Raw genomic sequence first — 23,602 nt, 5'->3', positions numbered from 1 at the left:
ATAGCAAAAGGTAAGCAATATGACATGGAAGATCGACTTAAGACAAGTTAAGTCGTTTTGTAGTAAAGCCCTTGGTCAAATGAGTTGTTGTGACCTCTGTGGTGCCAACGTTAATAAGAGTTTTTTATTGGGTTATCAGCTACGACAAACATTACTCTGTCAAAATTGTATCAGCGATTTACCTTACTTTGATCAAACTATTATCTCAGGTAATTTACTCAGTTGGCCAGCAATTCATCGAGCATTGCCTAACATTCATTTTGACCAACTGTTTGCATTATCACCTTATACTTATCCGTTTGATAAATGGCTAGCCCAAATGAAATATTTAGGTCGCTTTGAGTTAGCAAATTTATTCGGTACTTTACTTTGTGCTCAATGGCAAGCAATGCAAACGAACCAAGTAAAACTCCCTATCGATTTGGTGCTGTCTGTGCCCTTACATGTGAAAAAGTGGCAAATCCGTGGTTATAACCAAGCCCACCTTATTGCCAAGTCATTTGCATCACAGTTATCGTTACCTTATGACGAGAAGTTAGTTGTAAGAATAAAGCATAATGCTAGTCAAATGGGAAAGACAGGTAGTCAGCGACGAAAAAATTTAGCTAAAACCTTTATTTTACAGGAACAAATAGCTAACAACATCAAACATGTATTGATTATTGATGATGTGGTGACAACAGGTACTACTGTCAGTGAAATCAGCAAATTATTGAAAAAAACTGGTGTTGAAACCGTTACCTTAGTAACGGTTTGTCTCACTTTACCCAAGACCAAGTAGCATTAGAAACTACTTGGTAAGCCATAAAGTTTTTATTTATATGGCGCGGAAAAAGCTTTGCTGAAAAATAAACTGTTAGCGAGTAATTTCGCACTTCCATACCAGTAGCCCCGAAAAGCTAATACTTCAGTGGTAGCAATAACCCGACCTTTGCCAACATTGTGAGCAACAATGGCGGCGTTATGCGCCAATCGATTTACTAAATTTTTGTCGGTATAACCACTCAATAGCGGCGTTGGTGTATATTGCGCTAATGTAACAAAGGGCTGCTTAGGCTGTTCCATAATTAAATTATTGTCACGAAATACAGGTAATAAGCTCTGCTGATAGCCATAAGCTAGTGGATGACTAGTATCTAACTCTACCTGAAAGATGGCCCCGGCAATACGTTTACGACTGGCGAGCTTTTCCTTATCTTGATAGTTAAGGTTTTCATGATCAAATAGCTGGTTTATCTGTTCTTTTGAAACAAAACTAGCACGTAATATTTCTTGCTTTGCTAACCATACCGCAGCACGTTTTTGGCCGATAATCACACCGCCATTTTTAACCCAGTGTTTTAATTGTTTTGCGGTATGCTCAGCTACAGACTGGTAATTGCCATCAACAAGAATAATATGACTATAAGTCGATAAATCGACTCGGCGTAACTTGCTGTGGTCAATAATTGATAGCGGAATATTTAAGGTTTCATCAAGGTAAAAACGCACTTCACCCGCTTCGTATTGTGAAATACCCATACCGCCTAATAACATTGCTTTTGGCTGATAAAGAGGTTTTATCGAGCTACTACCAATATCAACGCCCTTCATGGTTAAGCCAGTAGTGACGCTCTCTAAATAAATGTCGGTACTATTACTGGCGGCAATTAATTGTGCTTGCCAGTTTTCATTTTTTTGAATACCTGCCGGAATTACGATACTACCAGCCTTAAAATGTTTTTCTTTACCATTTATCAAACTAGAAAATGGCTTGGTTGCTACTCTAGCTTTAATATTACTGGCTAAGAGTTGATTAAGTAATTTTGGTGCCAAAAAGTGATGCCATTCAAAAATATAAGCATAGGCAAGTTTACTTGCACTGTTTTTTATTAAGCTTGCCGGCAGAGACCAAGCTTGTTTCGCCAGTTTCAGTCCACGAGTACGGTTTATTTTGATGCTTTCAATATTCATTGCTAAAGGCATAGTCCAGCCAGAAACATCATAGAAAGTATTATCTTTGAAATTTGTTTGTTGATTAAACAATGCTTGGATAAGTCGAAATTGCGGTTGAGCAAGTGGCACATAATAACTTGTACCTTTTTGATAATTCTTATCGTTAAACTCAAAATCAGTGGTTAGTGCATACACCTTAATTTTATGCTGAATTAACTTAGATAATAAGGCGTTAAGACGGTAGTTGTCTTTGCTTTCGTGTAATAAATAGCCGGAAAAGTCTTCCTTTTCAGCTAATTTATTACTTTGCTGGTAAAAATCACTGCGGTATTGTTTTAGCTGATTTCTGTTTACCCAAGCACCATTGATAGTTGAAAGTGATGTGGTGACATGATTTTCAATACTAAACTCTAGGGTTAGTAAGCCATTGACTGTTTCTTGTTGCATACCACGTGGGCTAGCTTGTTCGAATAATACGCCAATACTGCCATTAATGTCTGGATAGGTTGAGCCTTTACCGTAGTAAAAATCATCAAAATTTTCTTCACTGTAATAGAGGCGTTGTTGTTTATCTAATGCTGCTGCATGGAAGGTTGCTAAAGTAGTTGTTAATTCAACATTTCTTTTTGGTGTCAACGGGTGAGTGCGACTTTGAATGCCAGGTTGGAAAAAGTAGCTGCTGTTATGACCCATTTCGTGAAAATCACCTACCACATGAGGCTGATATTGGTGGAAATACTTTAATCTGTGTTGGCTTTCCTGCTGAGAAAGTAATAACCAGTCACGATTCAAATCAAACCAAAAATGATTAGTTCGACCCGTAACCCAATTCTGATGATGCTCTATATGATTAGCATCACTATTATCACTTGAATTGCGATAAGTGTTCACCCAGTTCACAAATCTATCCATGCCATCGGGGTTAATACTTGGCTCTAATACTATGACGGTATTGGCAAGCAATTCAGCCATTTTTTTATCATTATTAGCAGCTAAGTAATAGGCAACTATCATGGCAGCATTTGCGCCACTGATCTCATCGCCATGCACGCTATAACCTAACCAAATAACTAAGGGAGCATTGCTAGAGCTTTGTTGTTTTAATTGTTTTTTTGATTTGGAAAATAAATCACGCTCGCTAAGTATATTGGCTAAATTTTCCAGGTTTTGTGGGCTAGATATAGTGACAAGTAATTGCTCTCGTTGTTGAGGTGTTTTCCCCATCGAGGTTAATTTCACCCGATCTGAATGATTGGCAAGAGAATAAAAGTAGTTTGTTAACTGATCATGTCTGACATGGCGCTGGCCTATTTCAAACCCTAAAGTACTGCTAGGTAAGGGGATTTCTTTATTAAATTGTATGCCTGTTGGCAAATAATTTTGCACGGGTTTGGCAGGAACTAAAGTAGAGCAGAACAGGGTGAATGAAATAATTAGAATTCTTATAAGTAACATCTAGATGGCCTCTTTTTTTGACTGCACTAAAGTATCAAACAAAAGCATAAAAATCATTAGCACATAACTAAATAGCAGAGTAAAATAGTCATACTTGAGTAAAACAGTCAGGTATTATCCCTTTTTGATTGGTTAAATTGGGTGGATATCAGAGAGCTAAGAGAGTCAAATAATGATCACTATTTCAGAAAATGCACAAAAGCATTTTATTAACTTACTTTCGCAACAAGCTGAAGGTACACATATTCGTGTTTTTGTTGTAAATCCAGGCACTGCAAAAGCGGAGTGTGGTGTTTCATATTGCCCACCGGATGCGGTTGAATCTGATGATATTGAACTACCTTTTGATGGTTTTTCAGCCATGGTTGATGCTGACAGTAAAGGCTTCTTAGAAGAAGCTGAAATTGATTTTACTACCGATCAAATGGGCTCTCAATTAACGTTGAAAGCGCCTAATGCTAAATTACGTAAAGTCGCCGATGATGCTCCATTATTTGAACGTGTGCATTACTTCTTACAAGCCGAAGTTAACCCTCAACTGGCTGGCCATGGCGGTGAGTGTACTTTAGTTGAAGTTACCGAAGATGGTTATGCGGTATTGCAATTTGGCGGAGGCTGTAATGGTTGTGCACAAATTGATGTCACAGTAAAAGATGGCATTGAAAAACAATTGATTGAATTAATGGCTGGCGAAATTAAAGGCGTTAAAGATGCAACCGAGCATGAACGCGGTGATCATTCATATTACTAAACTAAGATCGTATGCCTCAGTTTATGTGACTGAGTTTTTATGATTAAGCTATTAGAAAAGCTAGGCCAAAATCCACAGCGCAGTTTAACGCTGTTTCTACGTGGGCTTGGCCTTTTTGTTCTTGGCTTACTATTTGTTGCTTTAGGTTATTTCTATCATCATCTTTGGCAAGTAGCTGGCGTGGCAATACTTAGTCTTGCTTGTTTAATTTCTGCCTGGGGTTACCTGGGAATATTTGCCAATCGCTGGTTAAATATTATTTATCGTACTCGATCTGGTAATAAACGATCTCCTAATGAACATACAAATTAAATGAATCTCATAGTAAATTTAATAAAGACCTACTGGTTTATCATTACAGTTTTTTTACTTAGCGCGATTACGACTTTATCTTTATGGCCTGCTGAACAATTACCGCAAGTTCCAGGAAGCGATAAGACTCATCACTTTATCTCCTATGGCGCTTTAATGTTGCCTGTAGCGCTGAGAAAACCTAAACACTGGTTATGGATAACATTAGGTTTTGCTGCTTTTAGTGGTGCTATTGAGTTAATTCAGCCTTATGTTAATAGATATGGTGAATGGCTTGACATGGCTGCGAATGTTGCAGGCTTAGCTTGTGGCATAATATTGGCAAAAATTCTTGAACACTTCTTTACTGAGCAGCTTAGCTAACAATTAATTACCTAAGCTGTGCCGATTTTTAATTAATCGTTGACCGGTATTAAGTTTGTCGAAAATTAGCGTGTTAAGATTCTCTTATTTTTACACCGTCAAGCCAATTAACTTATGTCGACAGAAACTCCCGCTCATCACCTTCCGGTAGCACACCCCTAAGCGATTATGGCAAAAAGTATCACCAATGATCGCCAAAGGCAGCCTTGCGACGGCTGCTATTGGCATTGTGGTTAGCATTATTTATCGACGTTTTAACGCTGAGATTCGGATAGAGGGGAATCTTGAATAAGTGCTGCTTATTCAGAGTTTAGGTTAAATACTTTCTTTTCGATAACAATGAAAGTGCCACGCAAGGGTTGCGCCTCTTGCCAACATGAAAATTGAAAAAGCAGCCCATAAGCCATGATTGCCAAAGCCTTGTAATAAAAACCAAAGCGGAAAAAAACAACCGAAAGTGGCTATTATCATACTATTTCGCATTACTTTAGCCTGCATTAAACCGATATAAATACCGTCATATAAAAAGCACCAGCAACTCACTAAGGGTAACAATATTATCCAGAAAAGATACTGCTCTGCAAATGTTATAACACTGCTAATATCAGAAATTATGCCTAAGAAAAAGTGCGCTAAGGTGGAAAATAACAGTGTATATAAGCAAGCAAAGATAAAACTCCAAAATAGCGCAATACGAACCGTTAGTTTAAGTTGCTTAGTATTTTTCTTCCCGTGTGCTTCACCAACCAAAGCTTCAGCAGCATTAGCAATGCCGTCTAAACCAAAAGAAATCAATAATAAGAAATTCATCAAAATGGCATTAGCGGCAACAACCGTATCGCCTAACCTTGCACCTTGGAAAGTAATAAACAAAAAACAAATTTGTAAACATAAGGTTCGGATTAAGATATCGCGATTTAGTTGAAAATAGTTGAGCAGTACTTGTTTATCAAATAGCTCACGACAGAGTTGTCGAAAATCACTGCCAAGCTTTGTCAGTGCGCTTTTATAATGATGAGCAATCAAAGTTATACCCAGTAACATCGCAGAGTACTCAGCCAATAAACTAGCAAAAGCCACGCCTTGTACTTGCCAATGGAAAATATAAACAAAGAGTAGATCTAAAATAATATTGATTACATTAGTGGCAATAAGCAACCACATCACTGTTTTGCCCTGTTGATTACCAATTAGCCAGCCTAAAATAACTAAATTTGCCAATGCGGCCGGTACTCCCCAAATGCGAATCTGTGCATATTGATTGGCATAAAACTGTACTTTTTCAGATCCTCCGGCAACGGCTAAGGCAAGATCAAGAAATGGGTTTTGCAGTAAGATAAATACAATACCAATAACAATAGCCAGACAAACACCACGTATCAATATCAGTAAGTTTTTCGATAAATCACCAAGCCCAAGAGTTTGAGCACTTAAACCTGTAGTGGACATACGTAAGAAACCACATAACCAAACTACCGAGGTTATAAGCATAGCGCCGATGGTGCTGCCACCTAAAAAGTAGGCATGTTCAAGATGGCCAATAACTGCTGTATCGACCAAACCAAGTAGTGGTACGGTAATATTTGATAAGATCATTGGCAATGCTAAATAAAATAAACGTTTGTGTTGATCTAAATGGCTACTTTTAAACAAAGAAATACCCTAAAGTGCTAGTGATTTAAAGAGAAAGGCGTTATTTTACCGATACCATCCCGTAAAAATAAATCTCGGCAAGAGAGTTCCACTGTAAGCGGATTGGTATCATCTAATTTTTTAAAGGTATATACCATGAAATATATGTTGCGGACACTGTTTTCAGTTTCATTATTATTGGCTGTAACACTCAACAGTCATGCCGCGGTTATTTTACAATATCACCATGTGAGTGATACTACGCCAGCTAGTACCAGCATTTCTCCCAAGCAATTTGAAGTGCATCTTCAATATCTGAAAGATAATAACTTTAAAGTAGTACCGTTATCTGAGCTAGTTGAAGGCATTAAAAAGCAGCAACCCTTACCTGATAAAAGTGTCGCTATCACTTTTGATGATGCTTACACCGATGTTTTAACGCAAGCAAAACCCATTTTAAACAAATTTTCTTTCCCATATACCATTTATGTCAACCCAGGCATCATCAATCGTAATGAAAGTAAAAGTACTTCGCCTTATTTGTCTTGGATTCAACTCAAAGCACTTGCAGATGAAGGCGTTATAATTGCTAATCACGGTTATGAACATGACTCAATGGTCAGAATTGCCGAAGGTGTAACGCAAGCACAATGGTTGAAGAAACAAACACAGTTATTATTAAAAGCCGAAGCAATTATTAAAGATAATACCGGCCAAAGTTGGCGTTATTATGCTTACCCTTATGGCGAGTATGATTTGGCAGTACAAGCTTGGGCGAAAGAGAATGACTTCGTCGCATTTTCACAGCAATCGGGTGCGATTGATTTAACAACGGACTTAACTAGCGTACCACGTTTTCCCGCTTCAAAACCTTACGACAAGATTTCAGGTTTACGTGATAAGTTAAATTCATTGGCGTTTAATATTCGCTTAGAGGGAGAGCAGGCCGAAACAATATTTAAACATAAAAAAACTAAGAGCATTACCTTTGCCATCGAAACAGGTGACTTTTATAAGTCAGCACTTAATTGTTATATTTCAGGGTTAGGTAAACAAAAGATCACTTGGAATGACGATAAGAGTTTCAGTATTAACTTCAGTAAAGACTTACCTGTTGGCAGAGTTCGTGCAAACTGCACTGCGGCAAGCATTAGTAAACCAGGGCGCTATTACTGGTATTCAAAGCCTTGGTTTATCTTAAAAGACGATGGCAGTTGGTACCATTTATAATAGGTTATGGCCTTTATCCCAAATGTCTTACACTTATTACTTACTTATTTATTATAAAGAGCGACTATTTTTTGGTAGTCGCTTAATAACTTATCATTATCAATAGTTGGCACTTGACCGACTTCTTGCTCAGGTCTAAATATCGCCGCTACCTTGCCCTCAGGGTTGATTAGAGCCAAAGACGCGCTGTGATCTACCCAATAATTTTCATCTGATCCCGACATATCATCTCCGCTTTTACTTGTCTCTTTACTCGTAATGGCATACATCAACCCTAAATTTCGAGCAAACGGAAATAATACATCATGCTCTGCTCGCAAGGCTTTGAACTCAGGGTTAAAATAAGCAATATATTGAGCGAGCTTTGTTATGTTGTCTCTTTTTGGATCAACAGTCACTAAGAGTACTTGGCTGTTGCTGGCAATAGCCGTTAGATCATCATAAATGAAATTGAGATTTTGTAAGGTGGTTGGGCAGACATCAGGGCAGGAAGTATAACCAAAAAAAACCAACGACCACTTGCCTTGTAGATGAGCATTATTAAAGTCCCGCTCTAGCTCATCAGTAAAAGTAAAAGCGGATAATGGCCGCGCTTGCTGGTAATGCAAAGCATATTTCGGTGCTGGTAGTTGTTTAGCTTGGCTAATAAAATAAAATCCGACAGCACCAGCTAAGATGGAGAGTAAGGCAACCATGGCATAGATAGTTTTATTCATTGAAATCCTGTCTTTAGCGCCATTGTTACTAAGCGCTTGTTATAAATTATCACGGAACATTTTTTATGACTAAGTTTTACTGATAGCGTTCAATCACTAACTCATAGGTAGCCAATAATGGTCAATTAATAAAATAATAAATAGCAACATTAAGTGTATGATAGAAAACTTGAAAGTTGCCATAGCGGTTTCTTCTTTGGCATTAAATTTAAGTTGCCAGGCATAGCCAAAAAAGATCAAGTTCAACACGCACGCCCCTACCAAATACAGCCAATTACTCATGCCAACTAAATAAGGCAATAAACAAACCACAAAAAGTAATATTGTATAGAGCAATATTTGGGTTTTGGTAAAGCTAATGCCATGGGTTACCGGCAACATAGGTATATTGACTTTGGCATAATCATTTTTACGGTGGATCGCTAATGCCCAAAAGTGTGGTGGTGTCCAAGTGAAAATAATCAACACTAACAACAAGGCATTAGGCGCTATCTCATTGGTCATAGCTGTCCAGCCTAGTAAAGGTGGAATTGCACCAGCTAAACCGCCAATAGTGATGTTTTGTGGTGTAGCGCGCTTAAGATACAAGGTATAAACAAAGCTATAACCCACTAAGCCGGCTAAAGTTAAAAAAGCGGTAAGAGGATTAACTAAAGTATAAAGAATAATAAAACCTAACAAGGCTATGCTTGCCGCGAAAACTACTGCATTACTGACACTGAGCCTGCCTTCTGGTAAAGGCCTGTTATGTGTTCTTCCCATAATGGTATCAATTTTTTCATCGACAATATGATTAATGGCCGCCGCCGCAGAAGAAAGTAACGCTATACCTAACATTGCTGGCAACAGTAGTTGCCACGGCAGTCCTCCAGGAACAGATAAGCTCATACCAACGAGTGCTGTTAGTACCAGTAAGGCGACAACCTTCGGCTTGGTGATATCGTAATAAGCACGCCAATTAGTGAAAATATGACTCAGGGCGTTATTGCTATCGACGTTGACCGTAGCTGGCATTGCTTCACTAATTGTTTTATTTATGGCCTTATTCATAGAATGACTCCTCAGAATTTTGTCTTAACTTATAAGCTAAAGTGATTAAACTCAGCATTAAACAGGCGGCAACTAAGTTGTGCGCGACGGCAACTTTAAGTGGTAATGAAAACCAGATATTACTAATGCCTAAGCTGATCTGCACAATTAATAAACTAAGTAATACTAGCGCGGTGCTTTTTATTGCATGTGTTCTCGCTCTTAGGAAAACCATGATGGCTAACCACGCAATAAAAACACCTGTTATGATTGCTCCTATACGATGACTAACATGGATAGTAACCCTTTCATTGTGTTCTAGATGACCAAATTCATAACTGTCTTTATTAGGGGGAATTAGATCAAAAGACTGCTCAAAAGTTAAATTTCCAAGCCAGTCACCCTGACAAATAGGCAACTCTACACAGCTCATTGCCGCATAGTTTGAGGAAGTCCAACCGCCGAGTGCTATTTGTGCTGTTAAAATGCTAATACCTAATAGAGCGTAGCTACTGTATTTTTTAAGTTGCCAATCGACTAGGTTTCCACCTTGGGCATTTATACCTTTAGCATTTATGCGTAAATATAATAAAAACAATAAACACAGCGTGGTAAAGCCGCCGAGTAGGTGTCCCATCACTACTATGGGCATTAATTTCAGCGTTACCGTCCACATGCCAAGCGCTGCTTGAAAGATAACAACGCATAAAATAAATAAGGGCAGAATTACCGGATACCTAATAGTTGAACGTTTGGAAAAGCGCAATTTAACTGAAAAGAAAGCAATCGCAGCAATAAGTAAACCTAAACTGCCGGCGAAATAGCGGTGAATCATTTCGTTCCATGCTTTAGCTGGTTCAACAGGCTTTTGTGGGAAAGCTTGCTCAGCTGCTGCAATTTGAGCACTGGTTTGAGGAACATCAAGTAAGCCATAACAGGTCGGCCAATCTGGGCAGCCTAGGCCGGCATGTGTTAAGCGTGTATAGGCACCTAAGCCAATGACAACAATAGCTAATAATAAGCTTGTAAGTACTAAACGACTTAGGTTTTGAGTGTTTTTGCTGTGGTCAGTCATTAAGTTAACCAACCTTAGAGTATTTCAAAAGTTTTTTCATATCGGCGACAATCGCTTTACCTAAAGCCGCTTGTTGCTGCGCTTTTTCAGGTAGTTGATGTCGTAGAATAATATTGCCTAACGGGTCAGCGATAAGTACCTGTGGACCTTGCAATAAGTTATCCATTTGTGGGGTTAAGCTGCGTATTTTCCACTGGCTTTTAGCAAGTTGCTTACTTTGCAGGGCAGAAAAAATATTGGTCTTGAGTAATACCGGAGTGACTCTAGGCATATCTTTGCCTAGCGCGACATAACTGTTATGTACGGTCTCGATGCTGTGTAAGCAAATATCAGAACATGTTTTGGGTAGCCGATAAATGATAAGCCATTGTTTAGCTAGCTCGGGTTCATCAATACCTAATTCGGTCAGCGTTAATGGTTGAGGTATTAACACACCTTGGTTAGTCACCCCTAGATCTAACCACTGGTTATCTAAGGCTAACTTGGCTAATAAAATGGGTAAGATAAATACGCCTAGTAGCAATAATAAACTGCGACGGTTTTTAGTTTTTTTCTTGCTGGTATTATCCAAGGGCAAGGTAGCATTATCATTTGAATCACTGGGAGAAATTGATTTAGCCATACTTTACCGCCTTATTATTCTTTTTATTATGATGAATGTATTCGTTCAGCTATTTTGCAAAGCATTAACTGAGTTTGTTGTCATTTTTTTAACATCTTTTTGAGTTTTAATTCGTAAACAAATCATTAATATTAACCAAGCAATAGCTAGCGTAGCCCATTGAAAGGCGTAGCCAAAATGCTTTTCCGCAGGCATCACTATCGGGTGCCAATTTTTTTTATAACCTAGACTTTCTTCTTTATCTACATAGATAACAAAGGGAAGAAGTGGTTTGTTAATAAGGGAGGAAAATTTAGCTAACTCAATTTGTTGTACCCGTAACGGCCAACTGACATGGGTAAAATCTTGCTCTGTAAGCATGATGCCTTGTTCAACAATACGAACATGACCATGAAATGTATACTGACCATGCAATGCGGTTACATCAGGCAGTATGTTTCTATCTATCGAGCCTTGCACCCAGCCTAAATTGACTAATACTGTATGAGTTGGTGTTTGTACAACTTGTAATACCCGATAACCTAACGAAGATTTTTCTACTTGATTATCAAGTAAAAAAATATAATTTTGGTTAAATTCCCCAGTAATAGTTACTGGGAAATCGTTAATACTTTCCTTGCCAGTGAACTGCTCTTCTGCAGCGATGTTGACAACCTCACTAAGAGTTAGCGGTGATTGTTGATTTAGTTGGCTAATACGGGCAGTTCGTTGCTCTTTCTCAAAACCGCGGTGATATTGCCAAAGTGATAATTTCACTAAACATAAAAAGACGCTAAGCGTTAGCCCTAACCAAAGGGCAGTTCTTACTAGTGATTGTATAGGTATCTTTTTTAGTTTATCAACATACTGCAAAAAATCAGACCTTATAAAATATAAACAAAGACAAATAGCATTACCCAAACAACATCGACAAAATGCCAATACCAACTTGCTGCTTGAAAGGCAAAATGATTTTCTGGGGTAAAGTGACCTTTTAAAACTCTCAACCACATGACTATCAACATGATACAGCCCAAGGTGACATGCATGCCGTGAAAGCCAGTTAATAAGTAAAAGGTATTACCGTAGACACCACTATCTAAAAATAGTCGCATCTCTTCTGAGTAGCCGTGCGCATATTCTTGTACTTGAAAAAACATAAAAGCCAAACCAAGTAAAATGGTTATGCCAAGCCAGGCTTTAAGCTGGCTACGATTGTTTTTAATTAAGGCACTATGAGCAAAGTGAGCGGTAACAGAAGAGGTTAACAGCAACACCGTATTAATTAATGGTAAGCCATACCAACCCATAGCTGTAGTAGTTGTGCCATCAGGGGTTTTTATTAACGGCCATATCGCCTTAAATTCAGGCCAAAGTACAGCCCCAGTTTCTACATTATTGCCAGCGCCCCCAAGCCAAGGTATCGAAAATACACGTAAATATAATAATGCACCAAAAAAAGCGGCAAAAAACATCACTTCAGAAAAAATAAACCAACTCATGCCTTGGCGGAATGAATTATCCATTTGGTGAGAGTATTTACCTGCTAATGACTCGTTGATAACATCACTAAACCAGCCAACCAGCATATACACCACAAGGGCAATACCAGCTAAAAGTAAATAACCACCGTAACCACTTTCTTGCTTTGATAAATCTGTTACATAGTTACCTGCACCAAAGGCGATCATAAATAATGCTACTGCGCCAACAATTGGCCAGTGACTTTGGTTGGGTACGTAATAACTTTCGTATTCTTTGTTAGTCATTTTCTATCCCTTTTTCAGTGAACCCTATGACGACTTCTCTGTTATGTCATACAAGGTATAAGATAAAGTTAAGGTGTTGATATCTTCTGGTAAATCTAAATCGACATAAAACTGTAAAGCCATTTCAACATCTTCTGAAGCTTTCAACGGCTGTTGGGTAAAGCAAAAACATTCAATTTTGTGAAAATAATTGGCTGCTAAACCCGGTGATACTGACGGTACTGCTTGACCGATAATGTCATGTAAAGCATTGTTTTTTGCATAAAAAGAGACAACTTTAATTTCACCAGGGTGAACATTAACTTCATTCAATACTGGTTCAAACTTCCACGGTATGCCTTTAGCATTTCGAGTAATAAACTGTACTTTTATCAGTCGAGATGTGTCGACAGCACTCGCCTCATAACTGGCGGCGGTGGTGTTTGTCTTACCATTTAAGCCTGTAATATCACAAAAAACGTCGTATAAAGGCACTAGAGCAAAACCAAAGCCAAACATAGCAATAACTACTAACAACAACTTCTTTACAGTTTTGCTGTTGCTATTGTTTACCGTATCAATCTGCTTTTGAGCTTGCTCTTTATCAGTCATATTAATTAGTGCTCGTGCTGATCGGCGTTATCGATATCTTTTTGCGGTGGCGGTGTACTAAAGGTGTGATAAGGAGCAGGGCTCGCTACAGTCCACTCTAAACCTATTGCACCATCCCAAGGTTTGGCTGGCGCTTTTTCACCGCCGCGAATACATTTTATGACTACAGCCAAGAAAATAAGTTGTGATAAACCGAAGGCAAAGCCGCCAATACTGACCCACTTATTAAAGTCGGCAAATTGCAGCGCGTAATCAGGAATTCTGCGCGGCATACCTGCTAGTCCTAAAAAGTGCATAGGGAAGAACAATAAGTTTACTGATATTAATGAACACCAGAAATGCCACTTACTCAAGGTATCGTTGTACATATGACCGGTCCATTTTGGTAACCAATAATATGCGCCGGCATAAATCGAAAATAGTGAGCCGGTAACTAAGACATAATGAAAGTGAGCAACGACAAAATAGGTATCGTGATATTGAAAATCAACCGGCGTCATTGCTAACATCAAGCCAGAGAAGCCGCCAATGGTAAATAAAATCACAAAAGCGATTGAAAACAACATAGGTGTTTCAAAGCTTAATGAACCACGCCACATAGTTGCTACCCAGTTAAATACTTTAACGCCAGTGGGTACCGCAATGAGCATGGTGCAATACATAAAGAATAATTCACCAAATAGCGGCATACCTGTGGTGAACATGTGATGTGCCCAAACGATAAAAGATAATAAAGCAATGGATGACGTGGCATAAACCATTGAACTATAACCGAATAACCGTTTGCGAGAAAAAGCCGGAATAATGGTAGAGACGATACCAAAGGCCGGTAAAATCATAATATAAACTTCAGGGTGGCCAAAGAACCAAAAAATATGTTGGAACATAACCGGATCACCGCCACCGGCAGCGTCAAAGAAACTTGTACCAAAATAAGTATCGGTCAGTAACATGGTGACCACGCCAGCGAGGACGGGCATGACGGCAATCAACAAATAGGCAGTGATAAAGAAGGTCCAAACAAATAACGGCATCTTCATATAAGTCATGCCAGGGGCACGCAAATTCATTATGGTTACAACAATATTAATCGCACCCATAATTGATGATATACCCATAATATGCACAGCAAAAACGAAGAAGGCAGTACTACCATTTGAATAGGTTGTTGATAGTGGCGCATAGAAGGTCCAACCAAAGTTAGGAGCACCACTTTCCATAAAGAAAGAGCCAAGCAAAATAGCAAAGGCAAAAGGCAGAATCCAAAAACTCCAGTTATTCATCCGTGGCAGTGCCATATCTGGAGCACCTAACATCATAGGTAACATCCAGTTAGCAAAACCAGTAAAGGCCGGCATAATGGCGCCAAAAACCATGATTAAACCATGCACTGTGGTTAGCTGGTTAAAAAAGTCTGGCTCTACAAGTTGTAATCCAGGCTGAAATAACTCTGCACGAATGACCATAGCCATGGCGCCACCAGTTAAAAACATAATAAAAGCAAACCATAAATATAGGGTGCCGATATCCTTATGGTTGGTGGTATAAAGCCAGCGTTTTATGCCAGTCATTTTCCCATGTTCATGTGAGTCATCATGATGTTCGTCGTGCGAATCTTGTTCTATTACGTCTGTAGTCATTTTATATGCCCCTACTTCGCACTAGCAGCATCAACAGCTGCAGGTTGAACTAAATCACCGGTATTATTTCCCCAAGCATTACGCTCATAAGTCACAACTGCGGCTATTTCGGTTTTGGTTAATTGATTAGAAAAAGCAGCCATGGCAGCATTTTTCTTACTACCGTTAATCACCATATCTAAATGCACAGCAATATCTCCTGTTGCAATTACACTGCCTTTAAGTGCAGGAAACGCCGGAGGTAAACCTGCACCTGTCGGTTGATGACAAGCAACACAAGCTTTTAGATAGACTTCTTCGCCCATAGTCATTAATTCATCATGGCTATACACTTTAGCTAAATCTTCTACGGGAGCTTTTTCAGATATTGTCTCTACTATTTCTTCGGCGCTAGTCTCAATTGTTACGGATGCTGTTGCCTCTGGTGCCGTACCTTCAACAGAGGAGTTGTCAACAGCCGATTTAACATCAGATGCTTGCACGGCATCACCGGTATTATTGCCCCAAGCATTTCGCTCAAAGGTAACAACAGCAGCAATTTGTTTCATACTTAATTGCTTGCCATAACCTTGCATACCCGTACCAGCTTTACCATTAAAGACAATATTGATGTGATCTTTAATAGTACCAGTAGTCACAACAGGGCTACCTTTTAAAGCCGGGAAGGCTGGCGGTAAACCTAAACCTGTAGGTTGATGACATGCCGAACAATAGGCTGTGTATGTTGTTTCGCCTAATTGCATCAGCTCTTCTTTTGACATTGATGCACTTAATGAGGCCTGCTCAGCACTGGCCGCTTGGGCGACACGTTGTTTTTGTTCACTTAACCAAATGTCGTAATCTGCTGCTGATTTTACTTCAACGACAATGGGCATAAAGCCATGATCTTTACCACATAGTTCAGCACATTGGCCGCGGTAGATGCCAGGCTCTTCAACCCGAGTCCATGCTTCGTTGATAAAACCTGGGTTAGCATCTTGCTTAACGGCAAAAGCAGGAACCCACCAAGCATGGATAACATCGTCAGAAGTAATTAAAAAACGGACTTTTTTATTGGCAGGAATAACCAGTGGTTTATCAACTTCCAAAAGGTAGTTTTCACCTTTATCGGCACCAGCGCCTTGTTGATTTTGGTATTGTTCGCGTGGTGTTGAGAGTACCGAGTAATATTCGATATCTTGATCAAAATATTTGTAATGCCACTTCCACTGAGAGCCAGTTATTTGAATGGTAACATCAGAATTAGAGTTATCTTCCATGGCTATTAATGTGTGGGTTGCCGGTATTGCCATGGCGATTAAGATGACAACGGGTATTGCCGTCCACAATATCTCAACCTTAGTACTTTCATGAAAGTTAGCAGGCTTTACCCCTTTAGATTTTCGATGAAAAGCCATCGACCAAAACATAGCGCCAAATACTATTACGCCAATGGCGGTACAAATGTACAGCACTAGCATATGTAAATCATATACATCCCGGCTAACGGCAGTAACCCCTTTAGTCAGGTTTAACTGCATTTCTGCCCAGGCTGAATTGGTAAACAGGCTTACCAACACTAGCCAAAATAGCTTATGTTTCCCCACACGGCATCTCCTCTTGGTATTCATAGAGAACAGATGTGCAGCAATGTACTTCATAACCACTGAACTGAATATCTGTAGTTTTATTATTATTGTATTCACTAACAAGAGATCGGTTTAGCCACGGATTCGCAATGTAAAACGATTGATGACCAATTTACTTCTACCCTTTGGTATCAATTCCGAAATCAGGTTAATCACCGACGTGAAATAGTAATCAGGCATGACACTAGTAAACTAGTGTGACAGGATTAGCGCATCGACGTCTTTTTATTCTTTTTATGTTCGTTTTGTATGCGTTACTGTTACTAGAATTACGCTAAAATTTGATCTAGGTCAAATATTTTATAGCTAATAAATTAGAGAAAAGTCATTTAATTCAATGGAGTAATAGCTCTAATGTTTACGTGAGCTTTGCTGCAAGTAGCTTTGATAAATTTAGGATGTAGATAAAAAAAGAATTTAGAAATATTGTGGGGTTTTCTGCTATGAAGAAAAACAAAAAAGCCATAATTACAGCTCGATACATTATGAGCAAGGGGAATTATGGCGCTTGATATAGTGCTAGTTAAATAATATGTATTTGAACAGGCTCTGGAATTTTTTACATCCAACTACCACTGCGGATAATACCGACAGCAATACCTTCAATATTAAATTCTTGGCTAGTTAGATCAACTTTAATTGGTGAGAAGTCTTCATTTTCAGCATGCAAATACACAATATTGCCTTCACGCTTAAAACGTTTAACTGTTACTTCGTCTTCAACTCGAGCAACAACAACTTGACCATTTTTCACATCAGTAGTTTGGTGTACAGCAAGTAAATCGCCATCTAAAATACCAATATCTTTCATGCTTTCGCCATTAACACGTAGGAGGTAATTAGCTGCAGGGTGGAATAAATCACCATCCATTTTATAATGCTCTTCGATATGCTCTTGCGCCAAAATCGGTTCACCGGCGGCAACACGGCCAATTAGTGGTAAACCTTCTTTTTCGAGAAGCTCTTCAACTAAACGAATGCCACGAGAGGTGCCAGCCAGCATTTCTATATAACCTTTTTTGGCTAAAGCTTTTAAATGCTCTTCGGCGGCATTAGCAGATTTGAAACCAAAAAAATTGGCGATCTCGGCACGAGTTGGGGGCATGCCCGTATCTTTGATTTTATCTTTAATTAAATCATAAATTTGTTTCTGACGTTTAGTCAGTGGACGTAATTCGGTTGTTGAATCAATCATAGCATTAGCCTGTAAACTTACACAGTATTACTGTTAGTATATACAGGCTGATTTTAAAGGCAAGCTTTTACTTTAAGGGAAGAACAAAGAGGCTATCACTAGTTTTTTGGGGTAATAATTGGTATATAATTATATTATTGAAATTATAAAGTCGTTTGCTGATTATTTTAGATAATTAAATAGATGGCTTTGTATTTAGAGTGCTCAAGCATAGGTAGTTAAAATAACGGATTATGATTAAAGTTTTAGTCGTTGAAGATGAGAGAGAAATTGCCGCGCAAGTTGCCAAATATATTACCCGAGAAGGCTACAAACCTATTGTCTTAAATTCGGGTGAGCATGTTATTGATACAGTGAAACAAGAGTTACCTGATATTATTGTCCTAGACGTTATGTTGCCGATAAAAGATGGAGTAACCTGCTGTAAAGAAATTCGGGAATTTTCTGAAATTCCAATCATTATGCTAACCGCTAGAAAAACTGAAAATGATAGAATTTTGGGGTTGCAAGCAGGTGTTGATGATTATGTTTGTAAGCCCTTTAGTGCAAAAGAATTGATGCTTCGCATTCAGGCTATTTTAAAACGCACGGGAATAGAAAATAAACAAGAAAACTCAGGTTTACAGTTAGATAAAAATGGCTTCTTTTTAAAGTACAATGGTCAAGAAACCAAATTAACGAATTTAGAGTTTTCTTTACTTAATTTACTTATGCAAAAACCAGGTAGAATATATTCTAGAGAGCAAATAATAGAGCTCGCTTATAATAATGAATGCAATGCCTCTGATAGGGCTATTGACAGCCACATTAAAAATATTCGTAAGAAAGTTCGTTCGCTCGCTATTGAACATAATGTAATCGAAACAACCTACGGGGCTGGCTTTCGTTACGTTCCTATTAGCTAGCATTATGCCATTGTAGAATATCTTTCAAGCAAGGTGAGTCATAGGATTCTATTACATTAAGTATTTTTCTTGAATTCAATATTTTATTGTGACCAAGTTTGTTGGTACTAACTAATGCTACCTTTGAGAATTGGGTAAATTTTTCACTTATAACAAATGGTGCCAAGTCATCTTGAGTATCATGAATGACTTTAAGTTGACCAACAAATGCCTTTAGTTTTGGTATGGTACATAGCTCTGTTATAGATATTTTTTCATTTTTGGAAACCTTTTTTATTATTTGTTCAAATAGCACTTCATCAAAACCTGAGAGTCGTACTCGGCTTTGTAATAACAGATAGATATCTAGAATAGGAGATATTAGCAATAAGTCTTGATGGTAATTTTTGAACCAATTGCTATTGGCTATAACTGAGGCTCCCATACCATGAGAAATAACCATACTAGGTGAAAATAGACCTGCAGAGACATCATCAAATACTTTTATCATTTGTGGTAAGGTACAGAATTTTCCTTGGCTATTACCATGCGCAGGAAAATCAAAGCTGATTGCTGAATAGCCTTTTTCAGCAAGTTTTTGCATTAAGGGCCAAAAATCAAACGCGCTCCCAGACCAACCGTGTACTAACCAAATACATTTACCTTCGCCATATTTATAAGCCTTTAGTTGACCATAACGTGTATTAACCTCAAATTGTTTTACATGATTTGGCCAATTTGAATATTTTCTTTTGGGCCTGAAAAATACTTTTTTGGCAATCTTTAAGGCTAAGTTAGGCATTAATACCCTCAGGGCTTTAGTGTTAACGCTTGTCCAACTTTTTTTTAATTTGTCCATGATAATAGTCCTTGATGGCGAGTGAGTTGGACTAGCTTATAAAGCAAATGTGAATAAAGTTAGGATAAAAAAAAAGTATAAGCTTTAATTGAAATCTCCATAAATCCTCCTCAATTTGTCCTTATTATTTCCTTTTAAAATGTGAATAAATTAAATAAGCTTTAGGGGAATCATGAATAACATTTTTGGGATAAAACTTGCCGTAATACTGTGCGCTGCACTCGTTTTTTCTAAACCAAGTTTTGCTGGTTTAATTACTATAGATAATGATGTGCAAGATACCTGGTGGTGGAGTGGAGTTGTACAGTCAAATGACACTGAATTACGTACTAACGATGTATCAAAAAGTGATCAACGCATTGGCGTTCAATTTAATAATTTAAGCGCACTGGACAATATAAAAATAGTATCAGCAGAGCTGCAAATGTAGCGGTACTCGGGTTACTGGGGCAGTGATGCTGATATGATCATTAATGCATATACGATTACCTCTTCATGGGATGAACTTTCGACTATGCCAAGCTATGACAGCTACTCAATTGTAAGTACAACATATACAGATGCTGAAGCGAGAGGATGGCAGTCATGGGATTTAACTGAGCTTGTTCAAGGCTGGATGATGGCGGAAGTTGATAATAATGGTGTCATGCTGGCAGGGCTTGGCGATAATTACTTTCAACGCTTTTACAGTAGTGAATATATCGGTTTTGGTCCTCGCTTGGTGATTAATACTGTTGAAGTTCCTGAGCCAGAAAATATCACCATGACTTTTTTATTAGGCTTTATTCTTTTATCAGTTATTAAACGCCGTCAAAAAATATAAAAACGTGCATTGAACATACCTTCGTTATTATGCAAAGTGGTGGCTCCCGTTGGACTTATTAGAACAACTTAATCAAACACACGAAAATAAACAAAATAGCCAAGGTACTGTCTCATATTATGATCAGTTGAGCCTCGTACAAAAAATATCGGCTTGTCAATTAAGGCAATTTAGTTTTAAGTTGAAGCTGATTCGTGGCGAGATGTTTGAGTCAATGGCTGTTTTTACTTGTAGATCGCTAAGTGTTATTGTTAATTATTTGGGCGAAAGAGACTCTATGACGGCATTTTATTTTAGCAAATTATTTACTGAAAATAGTTAAACAATCAATTAACTTGTTAGCTTCTTTGTACTAATTAACATTTATTAAATTTTCTGAGCATACAATATGAAGACCCTCTTTGATAAACACACCAATAAAAGTGCAACGGTATTAAACACTATTGCGCATATGCCAACACATAGCCTTCCTGTATTATTGGATAGTGATTTTACTTTAGGTCTAACAGATAGTGACTTTATGCGTATTGCCGTTTTACTTGCGCAAAAAAGTTATGATGAAGGCGGTTGCCCTATTGGCGCAGTTATTATTGATAACAAGACTAGAAAGATTGTTGGCAAAGGACATAATACCCTTATCCAAGAAGATCACCCTTATAATCATGGTGAAACGTCAGCAATGCGAGATGCGGGCAGAATAGACTTTAGCCGTACCTCACTATTTACCTCACTTAGTCCTTGTGATGTTTGTGCGACATTATTATACATGAGGGGAGTAAGTCGTGTGGTGGTTGGAGACGTTACCAACGCGTCAGGTAATGAAGCACTTTTACGTGATAAAGGTATTCAAGTTGATATCTTAGAGGATCAACAAGGCATTTCACTTTATAGTAACTTTCGACAAGAAAAACCAGACCAAGATATAGAGGACTGGCAAGGGGTAAGCGCGCTATCTAATCATAATTCTTCATTAAAAAGTGATTCTTTAGAAAGCGATCAGGCTTAAATTGGTAATTGGATAACTATTTTCAGACCACCTAGCTTGGAATGTTCAGCGTATACTTCACCACTATGTGCCTCTATTAAACTTTTACAAATAGCTAACCCTAGACCTGAGCCACCGGTATCTCTACTGCGTGAACTTTCTACACGATATAAGCGCTCGAAAATGGCCGCTAAGTCTTTATCTAGGATACCAGGAGCACTATCTTCTATTGATAGATAAAGAGTATTACCCTTTGCACTTGCTGATAATTTCACTTTCCCAGGTTTATCGGTGTATTTAATGCTATTAGTCAGTAAGTTAATAAATACTTGCTTGACTCTATCTCGGTCAAAGCTAACGAGTAATCCGTTGGGTAAGTCTCTGTTGATTTCAAAAGTAAGTTTGTTTTTATTTACAAAATTACTTAATTCATTTTCCCATAATCCTAGGGTACGGTTAAGGTCAAAAGATTCAATATTTAGTTGTAAAGCACCAACATCTGATTGGGCCAATTGATGAATGTCGGCAATTAAGTTTTCGATATCGCTGACCTTATTGTCTAACGCATCATAGCTTGCCTGTACATCCTCTTCTAAATTATCTTTGAGCGACTCTACTTGCAGCTTTAACACGGTAAGTGGGGTACTTAGCTCATGGGAAACATCGGCAAGTACTTTGTTTTTTTGAGTTAATAGCTTATCCATAAAGTGCTTTTCTTTAAGCGCTAATTTTTTTCGTTGTATTTGTAGGTAAGAAAAAACGATTAAAATAACGATAATCAAAAAGGTAGACACTAATACTACGGTAAGCTTTTGTTCTAAAATGATATTGTCTAGTTGTTTTAAATTATCATCAAATATTTTGGATGCTTGTATGTTCGATTGTCTAACAAACCTATTCTTTGATTGTTTTTCTTTATCAATGAGCTTAAATGCTGATATTGCTATTTCATCTGGCTTATTTGTCATCATACCTTTTATAAGTAAGATTTCTTGCTTTATGGGCTTTTTATTTGGATAAAGTTGTTCAACTATTAATAATGTTTGATAGCTTTTTTCAATGTTACCAACTCTGAAGTAGGAAATACTGAGTAGCTCATAAGTCGCTTGGATATAGGAGATATTTTGGCTGTTTGTGATCTCAGTTAACCCGGTCTCTAAAAAAGAAATACTTAGTGGCCAGTCTTCTTCTAGCTGCGCTATTTTTGCCGATAAATAGTAAAACTTTAGCATTGCCCCTTTAAATTTAGGGTGTTTTTTGGCAAACACTTTTAATTCAGCTAAATGCTGCTTAGCTAATTCAATATCAACTAATGCGCTACTGTAATGAATGGCATTTATAATGGAGACATATACGCTGTTTGTATCATTTGTTGCGGTAAAAGCTCTATGCGCAAGCTCATTGTATTCATAAGCTTTGTCATAAATTAACGCGCGGAATGATAGTGAGGCTGCTTGATTATAAATAATTTGCTTTATAAGAGGTTCTAGCTTTTGTGTTTTGGCAATAGTAAAAGCTTCATCAAATAATTTAAGGCTGTTAGATATACCGTGTTCTTCACTTTGCAAACATTTAGCATAGTAGGCTATGGATTTGGCAATTAGACTAGGTTGCGATATTTCTCTGGCAAACAACAAAGCTTTTTCACGGTCTTCACAGGCCGTAGTATTGTAATAATCAACACTACCTGCTGCTCTAGAGCGTTCAATATGTAGATTAACTAATAAACTTGATGGTGATAAATTATGGCTATTATGCAGGTTAATGCCTTTAGTAAAGGCTGTTACAGCATCGTTTAGTTGACGTTGTTTTTCATAATGAGTGCCGAGTAAAAACCAGTATTTGCTTTGCTCAGTGTAGTTAAAGTGTGCTACCTGAGACTCTGTTTTTTGCAATAAACTTAACTTATCAATGTCGTTTTTTGTTGATTGAAGTTGACTTTTTAATTCAAGAAAAGATTGTCCGAATGATACGGAACTCAAACAAGATACTGAAAAAACTGTTATTTTTATAAGAAGCAAAATGTTCAACGGGGACTCTCTAAAATAGAAGAAATTGATGAGGCTTTACCCATCATTAGTGATTTTGGGTAAAGCCTGCAGAACGATGAAACACCGTAAATTTATTTA

At 38.0% G+C, this 23,602-nt stretch carries 24 protein-coding genes; 10 read left to right on the top strand and 14 right to left on the bottom strand.

Annotated elements, in window-relative coordinates:
* Positions 1 to 19 precede the first annotated feature (19 nt).
* A complete protein-coding gene (locus GAB14E_RS21365; protein ID WP_033080342.1) occupies positions 20 to 781 on the top strand; it encodes a ComF family protein in 762 nt (253 codons plus the stop codon).
* A gap of 32 nt (positions 782 to 813) precedes the next feature.
* On the opposite strand, the gene GAB14E_RS21370 is transcribed toward GAB14E_RS21365, so the two are convergent.
* Positions 814 to 3,390 carry a M14 family zinc carboxypeptidase gene (locus GAB14E_RS21370; protein WP_052093373.1) on the bottom strand — a complete coding sequence of 859 codons (2,577 nt, stop codon included), beginning with the start codon at positions 3,388 to 3,390 and terminating at the stop codon, positions 814 to 816.
* Positions 3,391 to 3,562: 172 nt separating this feature from the next.
* Between GAB14E_RS21370 and nfuA the strand changes: the two genes are divergently transcribed.
* Genes nfuA through GAB14E_RS21385 form a run of 3 tightly spaced genes read left to right on the top strand, consistent with a single transcriptional unit; the run spans position 3,563 to position 4,816 of the window.
* Entirely contained in the window at positions 3,563 to 4,141 is a 579-nt protein-coding gene (gene nfuA, locus GAB14E_RS21375; protein ID WP_033080341.1) for a Fe-S biogenesis protein NfuA, read from the top strand.
* 39 nt (positions 4,142 to 4,180) lie between these two features.
* Positions 4,181 to 4,453 (top strand): hypothetical protein, encoded by a 273-nt coding sequence (locus GAB14E_RS21380; RefSeq protein ID WP_033080340.1) that lies wholly within the window; start codon positions 4,181 to 4,183, stop codon positions 4,451 to 4,453.
* Positions 4,454 to 4,816, top strand: coding sequence for a VanZ family protein (locus GAB14E_RS21385; protein WP_033080339.1), 363 nt, complete (start codon positions 4,454 to 4,456; stop codon positions 4,814 to 4,816).
* Between the two features lie 315 nt (positions 4,817 to 5,131).
* Here the strand turns inward: GAB14E_RS21385 and GAB14E_RS21390 are convergent, their stop codons facing one another.
* The gene (locus tag GAB14E_RS21390) at positions 5,132 to 6,469 is read right to left on the bottom strand and encodes an MATE family efflux transporter (RefSeq protein ID WP_231561954.1); all 1,338 of its coding nucleotides are present in this window, start codon (positions 6,467 to 6,469) and stop codon (positions 5,132 to 5,134) included.
* Positions 6,470 to 6,604: 135 nt separating this feature from the next.
* On the opposite strand from GAB14E_RS21390, the gene GAB14E_RS21395 reads away from it, so the two are divergent.
* Positions 6,605 to 7,678, top strand: a complete 1,074-nt coding sequence (locus GAB14E_RS21395; protein WP_052093371.1) for a polysaccharide deacetylase family protein — start codon at positions 6,605 to 6,607, stop codon at positions 7,676 to 7,678.
* A gap of 44 nt (positions 7,679 to 7,722) precedes the next feature.
* On the opposite strand, the gene GAB14E_RS21400 is transcribed toward GAB14E_RS21395, so the two are convergent.
* The 10 genes from GAB14E_RS21400 to lexA form a co-directional block, all read right to left on the bottom strand.
* Positions 7,723 to 8,394, bottom strand: coding sequence for an SCO family protein (locus GAB14E_RS21400; RefSeq protein ID WP_033080337.1), 672 nt, complete (start codon positions 8,392 to 8,394; stop codon positions 7,723 to 7,725).
* A 96-nt stretch (positions 8,395 to 8,490) separates the two neighbouring features.
* Entirely contained in the window at positions 8,491 to 9,408 is a 918-nt protein-coding gene (gene cyoE, locus GAB14E_RS21405; RefSeq protein WP_033080554.1) for a heme o synthase, read from the bottom strand.
* 28 nt (positions 9,409 to 9,436) lie between these two features.
* The gene (locus tag GAB14E_RS21410) at positions 9,437 to 10,498 is read right to left on the bottom strand and encodes a COX15/CtaA family protein (RefSeq protein ID WP_033080336.1); all 1,062 of its coding nucleotides are present in this window, start codon (positions 10,496 to 10,498) and stop codon (positions 9,437 to 9,439) included.
* A 4-nt stretch (positions 10,499 to 10,502) separates the two neighbouring features.
* Positions 10,503 to 11,120 (bottom strand): hypothetical protein, encoded by a 618-nt coding sequence (locus GAB14E_RS21415; protein WP_033080335.1) that lies wholly within the window; start codon positions 11,118 to 11,120, stop codon positions 10,503 to 10,505.
* A 45-nt stretch (positions 11,121 to 11,165) separates the two neighbouring features.
* On the bottom strand, positions 11,166 to 11,972 hold the full coding sequence (locus GAB14E_RS21420) for an SURF1 family protein (RefSeq protein WP_033080553.1): 807 nt from the start codon (positions 11,970 to 11,972) through the stop codon (positions 11,166 to 11,168).
* 11 nt (positions 11,973 to 11,983) lie between these two features.
* Positions 11,984 to 12,868: a cytochrome c oxidase subunit 3 gene (locus GAB14E_RS21425; protein WP_033080334.1), complete on the bottom strand. Its 885-nt coding sequence runs from the start codon at positions 12,866 to 12,868 to the stop codon at positions 11,984 to 11,986.
* Positions 12,869 to 12,892: 24 nt separating this feature from the next.
* On the bottom strand, positions 12,893 to 13,459 hold the full coding sequence (locus GAB14E_RS21430) for a cytochrome c oxidase assembly protein (protein WP_052093370.1): 567 nt from the start codon (positions 13,457 to 13,459) through the stop codon (positions 12,893 to 12,895).
* Positions 13,460 to 13,464: 5 nt separating this feature from the next.
* Entirely contained in the window at positions 13,465 to 15,099 is a 1,635-nt protein-coding gene (ctaD, locus tag GAB14E_RS21435) for a cytochrome c oxidase subunit I (protein ID WP_033080333.1), read from the bottom strand.
* Positions 15,100 to 15,110: 11 nt separating this feature from the next.
* The gene (coxB, locus tag GAB14E_RS21440) at positions 15,111 to 16,709 is read right to left on the bottom strand and encodes a cytochrome c oxidase subunit II (protein WP_052093368.1); all 1,599 of its coding nucleotides are present in this window, start codon (positions 16,707 to 16,709) and stop codon (positions 15,111 to 15,113) included.
* A 577-nt stretch (positions 16,710 to 17,286) separates the two neighbouring features.
* Positions 17,287 to 17,922, bottom strand: a complete 636-nt coding sequence (gene lexA, locus GAB14E_RS21445; protein ID WP_033080331.1) for a transcriptional repressor LexA — start codon at positions 17,920 to 17,922, stop codon at positions 17,287 to 17,289.
* A 233-nt stretch (positions 17,923 to 18,155) separates the two neighbouring features.
* Between lexA and GAB14E_RS21450 the strand changes: the two genes are divergently transcribed.
* A complete protein-coding gene (locus tag GAB14E_RS21450; RefSeq protein ID WP_033080330.1) occupies positions 18,156 to 18,827 on the top strand; it encodes a response regulator in 672 nt (223 codons plus the stop codon).
* Here GAB14E_RS21450 and GAB14E_RS21455 read toward each other — a convergent pair.
* On the bottom strand, positions 18,820 to 19,665 hold the full coding sequence (locus GAB14E_RS21455) for an alpha/beta hydrolase (protein ID WP_033080329.1): 846 nt from the start codon (positions 19,663 to 19,665) through the stop codon (positions 18,820 to 18,822). The two genes, GAB14E_RS21450 and GAB14E_RS21455, sit on opposite strands and share 8 nt — an antisense overlap.
* A 172-nt stretch (positions 19,666 to 19,837) precedes the next feature.
* On the opposite strand from GAB14E_RS21455, the gene GAB14E_RS21460 reads away from it, so the two are divergent.
* From GAB14E_RS21460 to GAB14E_RS21470, 4 genes are all read left to right on the top strand, one after another.
* On the top strand, positions 19,838 to 20,095 hold the full coding sequence (locus tag GAB14E_RS21460; RefSeq protein WP_033080328.1) for a hypothetical protein: 258 nt from the start codon (positions 19,838 to 19,840) through the stop codon (positions 20,093 to 20,095).
* A gap of 33 nt (positions 20,096 to 20,128) precedes the next feature.
* Complete coding sequence (locus GAB14E_RS21465) at positions 20,129 to 20,488, top strand: DNRLRE domain-containing protein (RefSeq protein WP_033080327.1); 360 nt, start codon at positions 20,129 to 20,131, stop codon at positions 20,486 to 20,488.
* A gap of 49 nt (positions 20,489 to 20,537) precedes the next feature.
* Complete coding sequence (locus GAB14E_RS0122390) at positions 20,538 to 20,810, top strand: hypothetical protein (protein ID WP_033080326.1); 273 nt, start codon at positions 20,538 to 20,540, stop codon at positions 20,808 to 20,810.
* A gap of 66 nt (positions 20,811 to 20,876) precedes the next feature.
* A complete protein-coding gene (locus GAB14E_RS21470) occupies positions 20,877 to 21,494 on the top strand; it encodes a nucleoside deaminase (RefSeq protein ID WP_052093366.1) in 618 nt (205 codons plus the stop codon).
* Here GAB14E_RS21470 and GAB14E_RS23810 read toward each other — a convergent pair.
* Entirely contained in the window at positions 21,491 to 23,455 is a 1,965-nt protein-coding gene (locus tag GAB14E_RS23810; RefSeq protein ID WP_052093364.1) for an ATP-binding protein, read from the bottom strand. The two genes, GAB14E_RS21470 and GAB14E_RS23810, sit on opposite strands and share 4 nt — an antisense overlap.
* Positions 23,456 to 23,602 lie beyond the last annotated feature (147 nt).

This window comes from Colwellia psychrerythraea, from assembly GCF_000764185.1.
GTDB lineage: Bacteria > Pseudomonadota > Gammaproteobacteria > Enterobacterales > Alteromonadaceae > Colwellia > Colwellia psychrerythraea_B.
The sequence above is the reverse complement of the archived record's forward strand: the minus strand, read 5'-3'. Positions and strand labels throughout refer to the sequence as shown.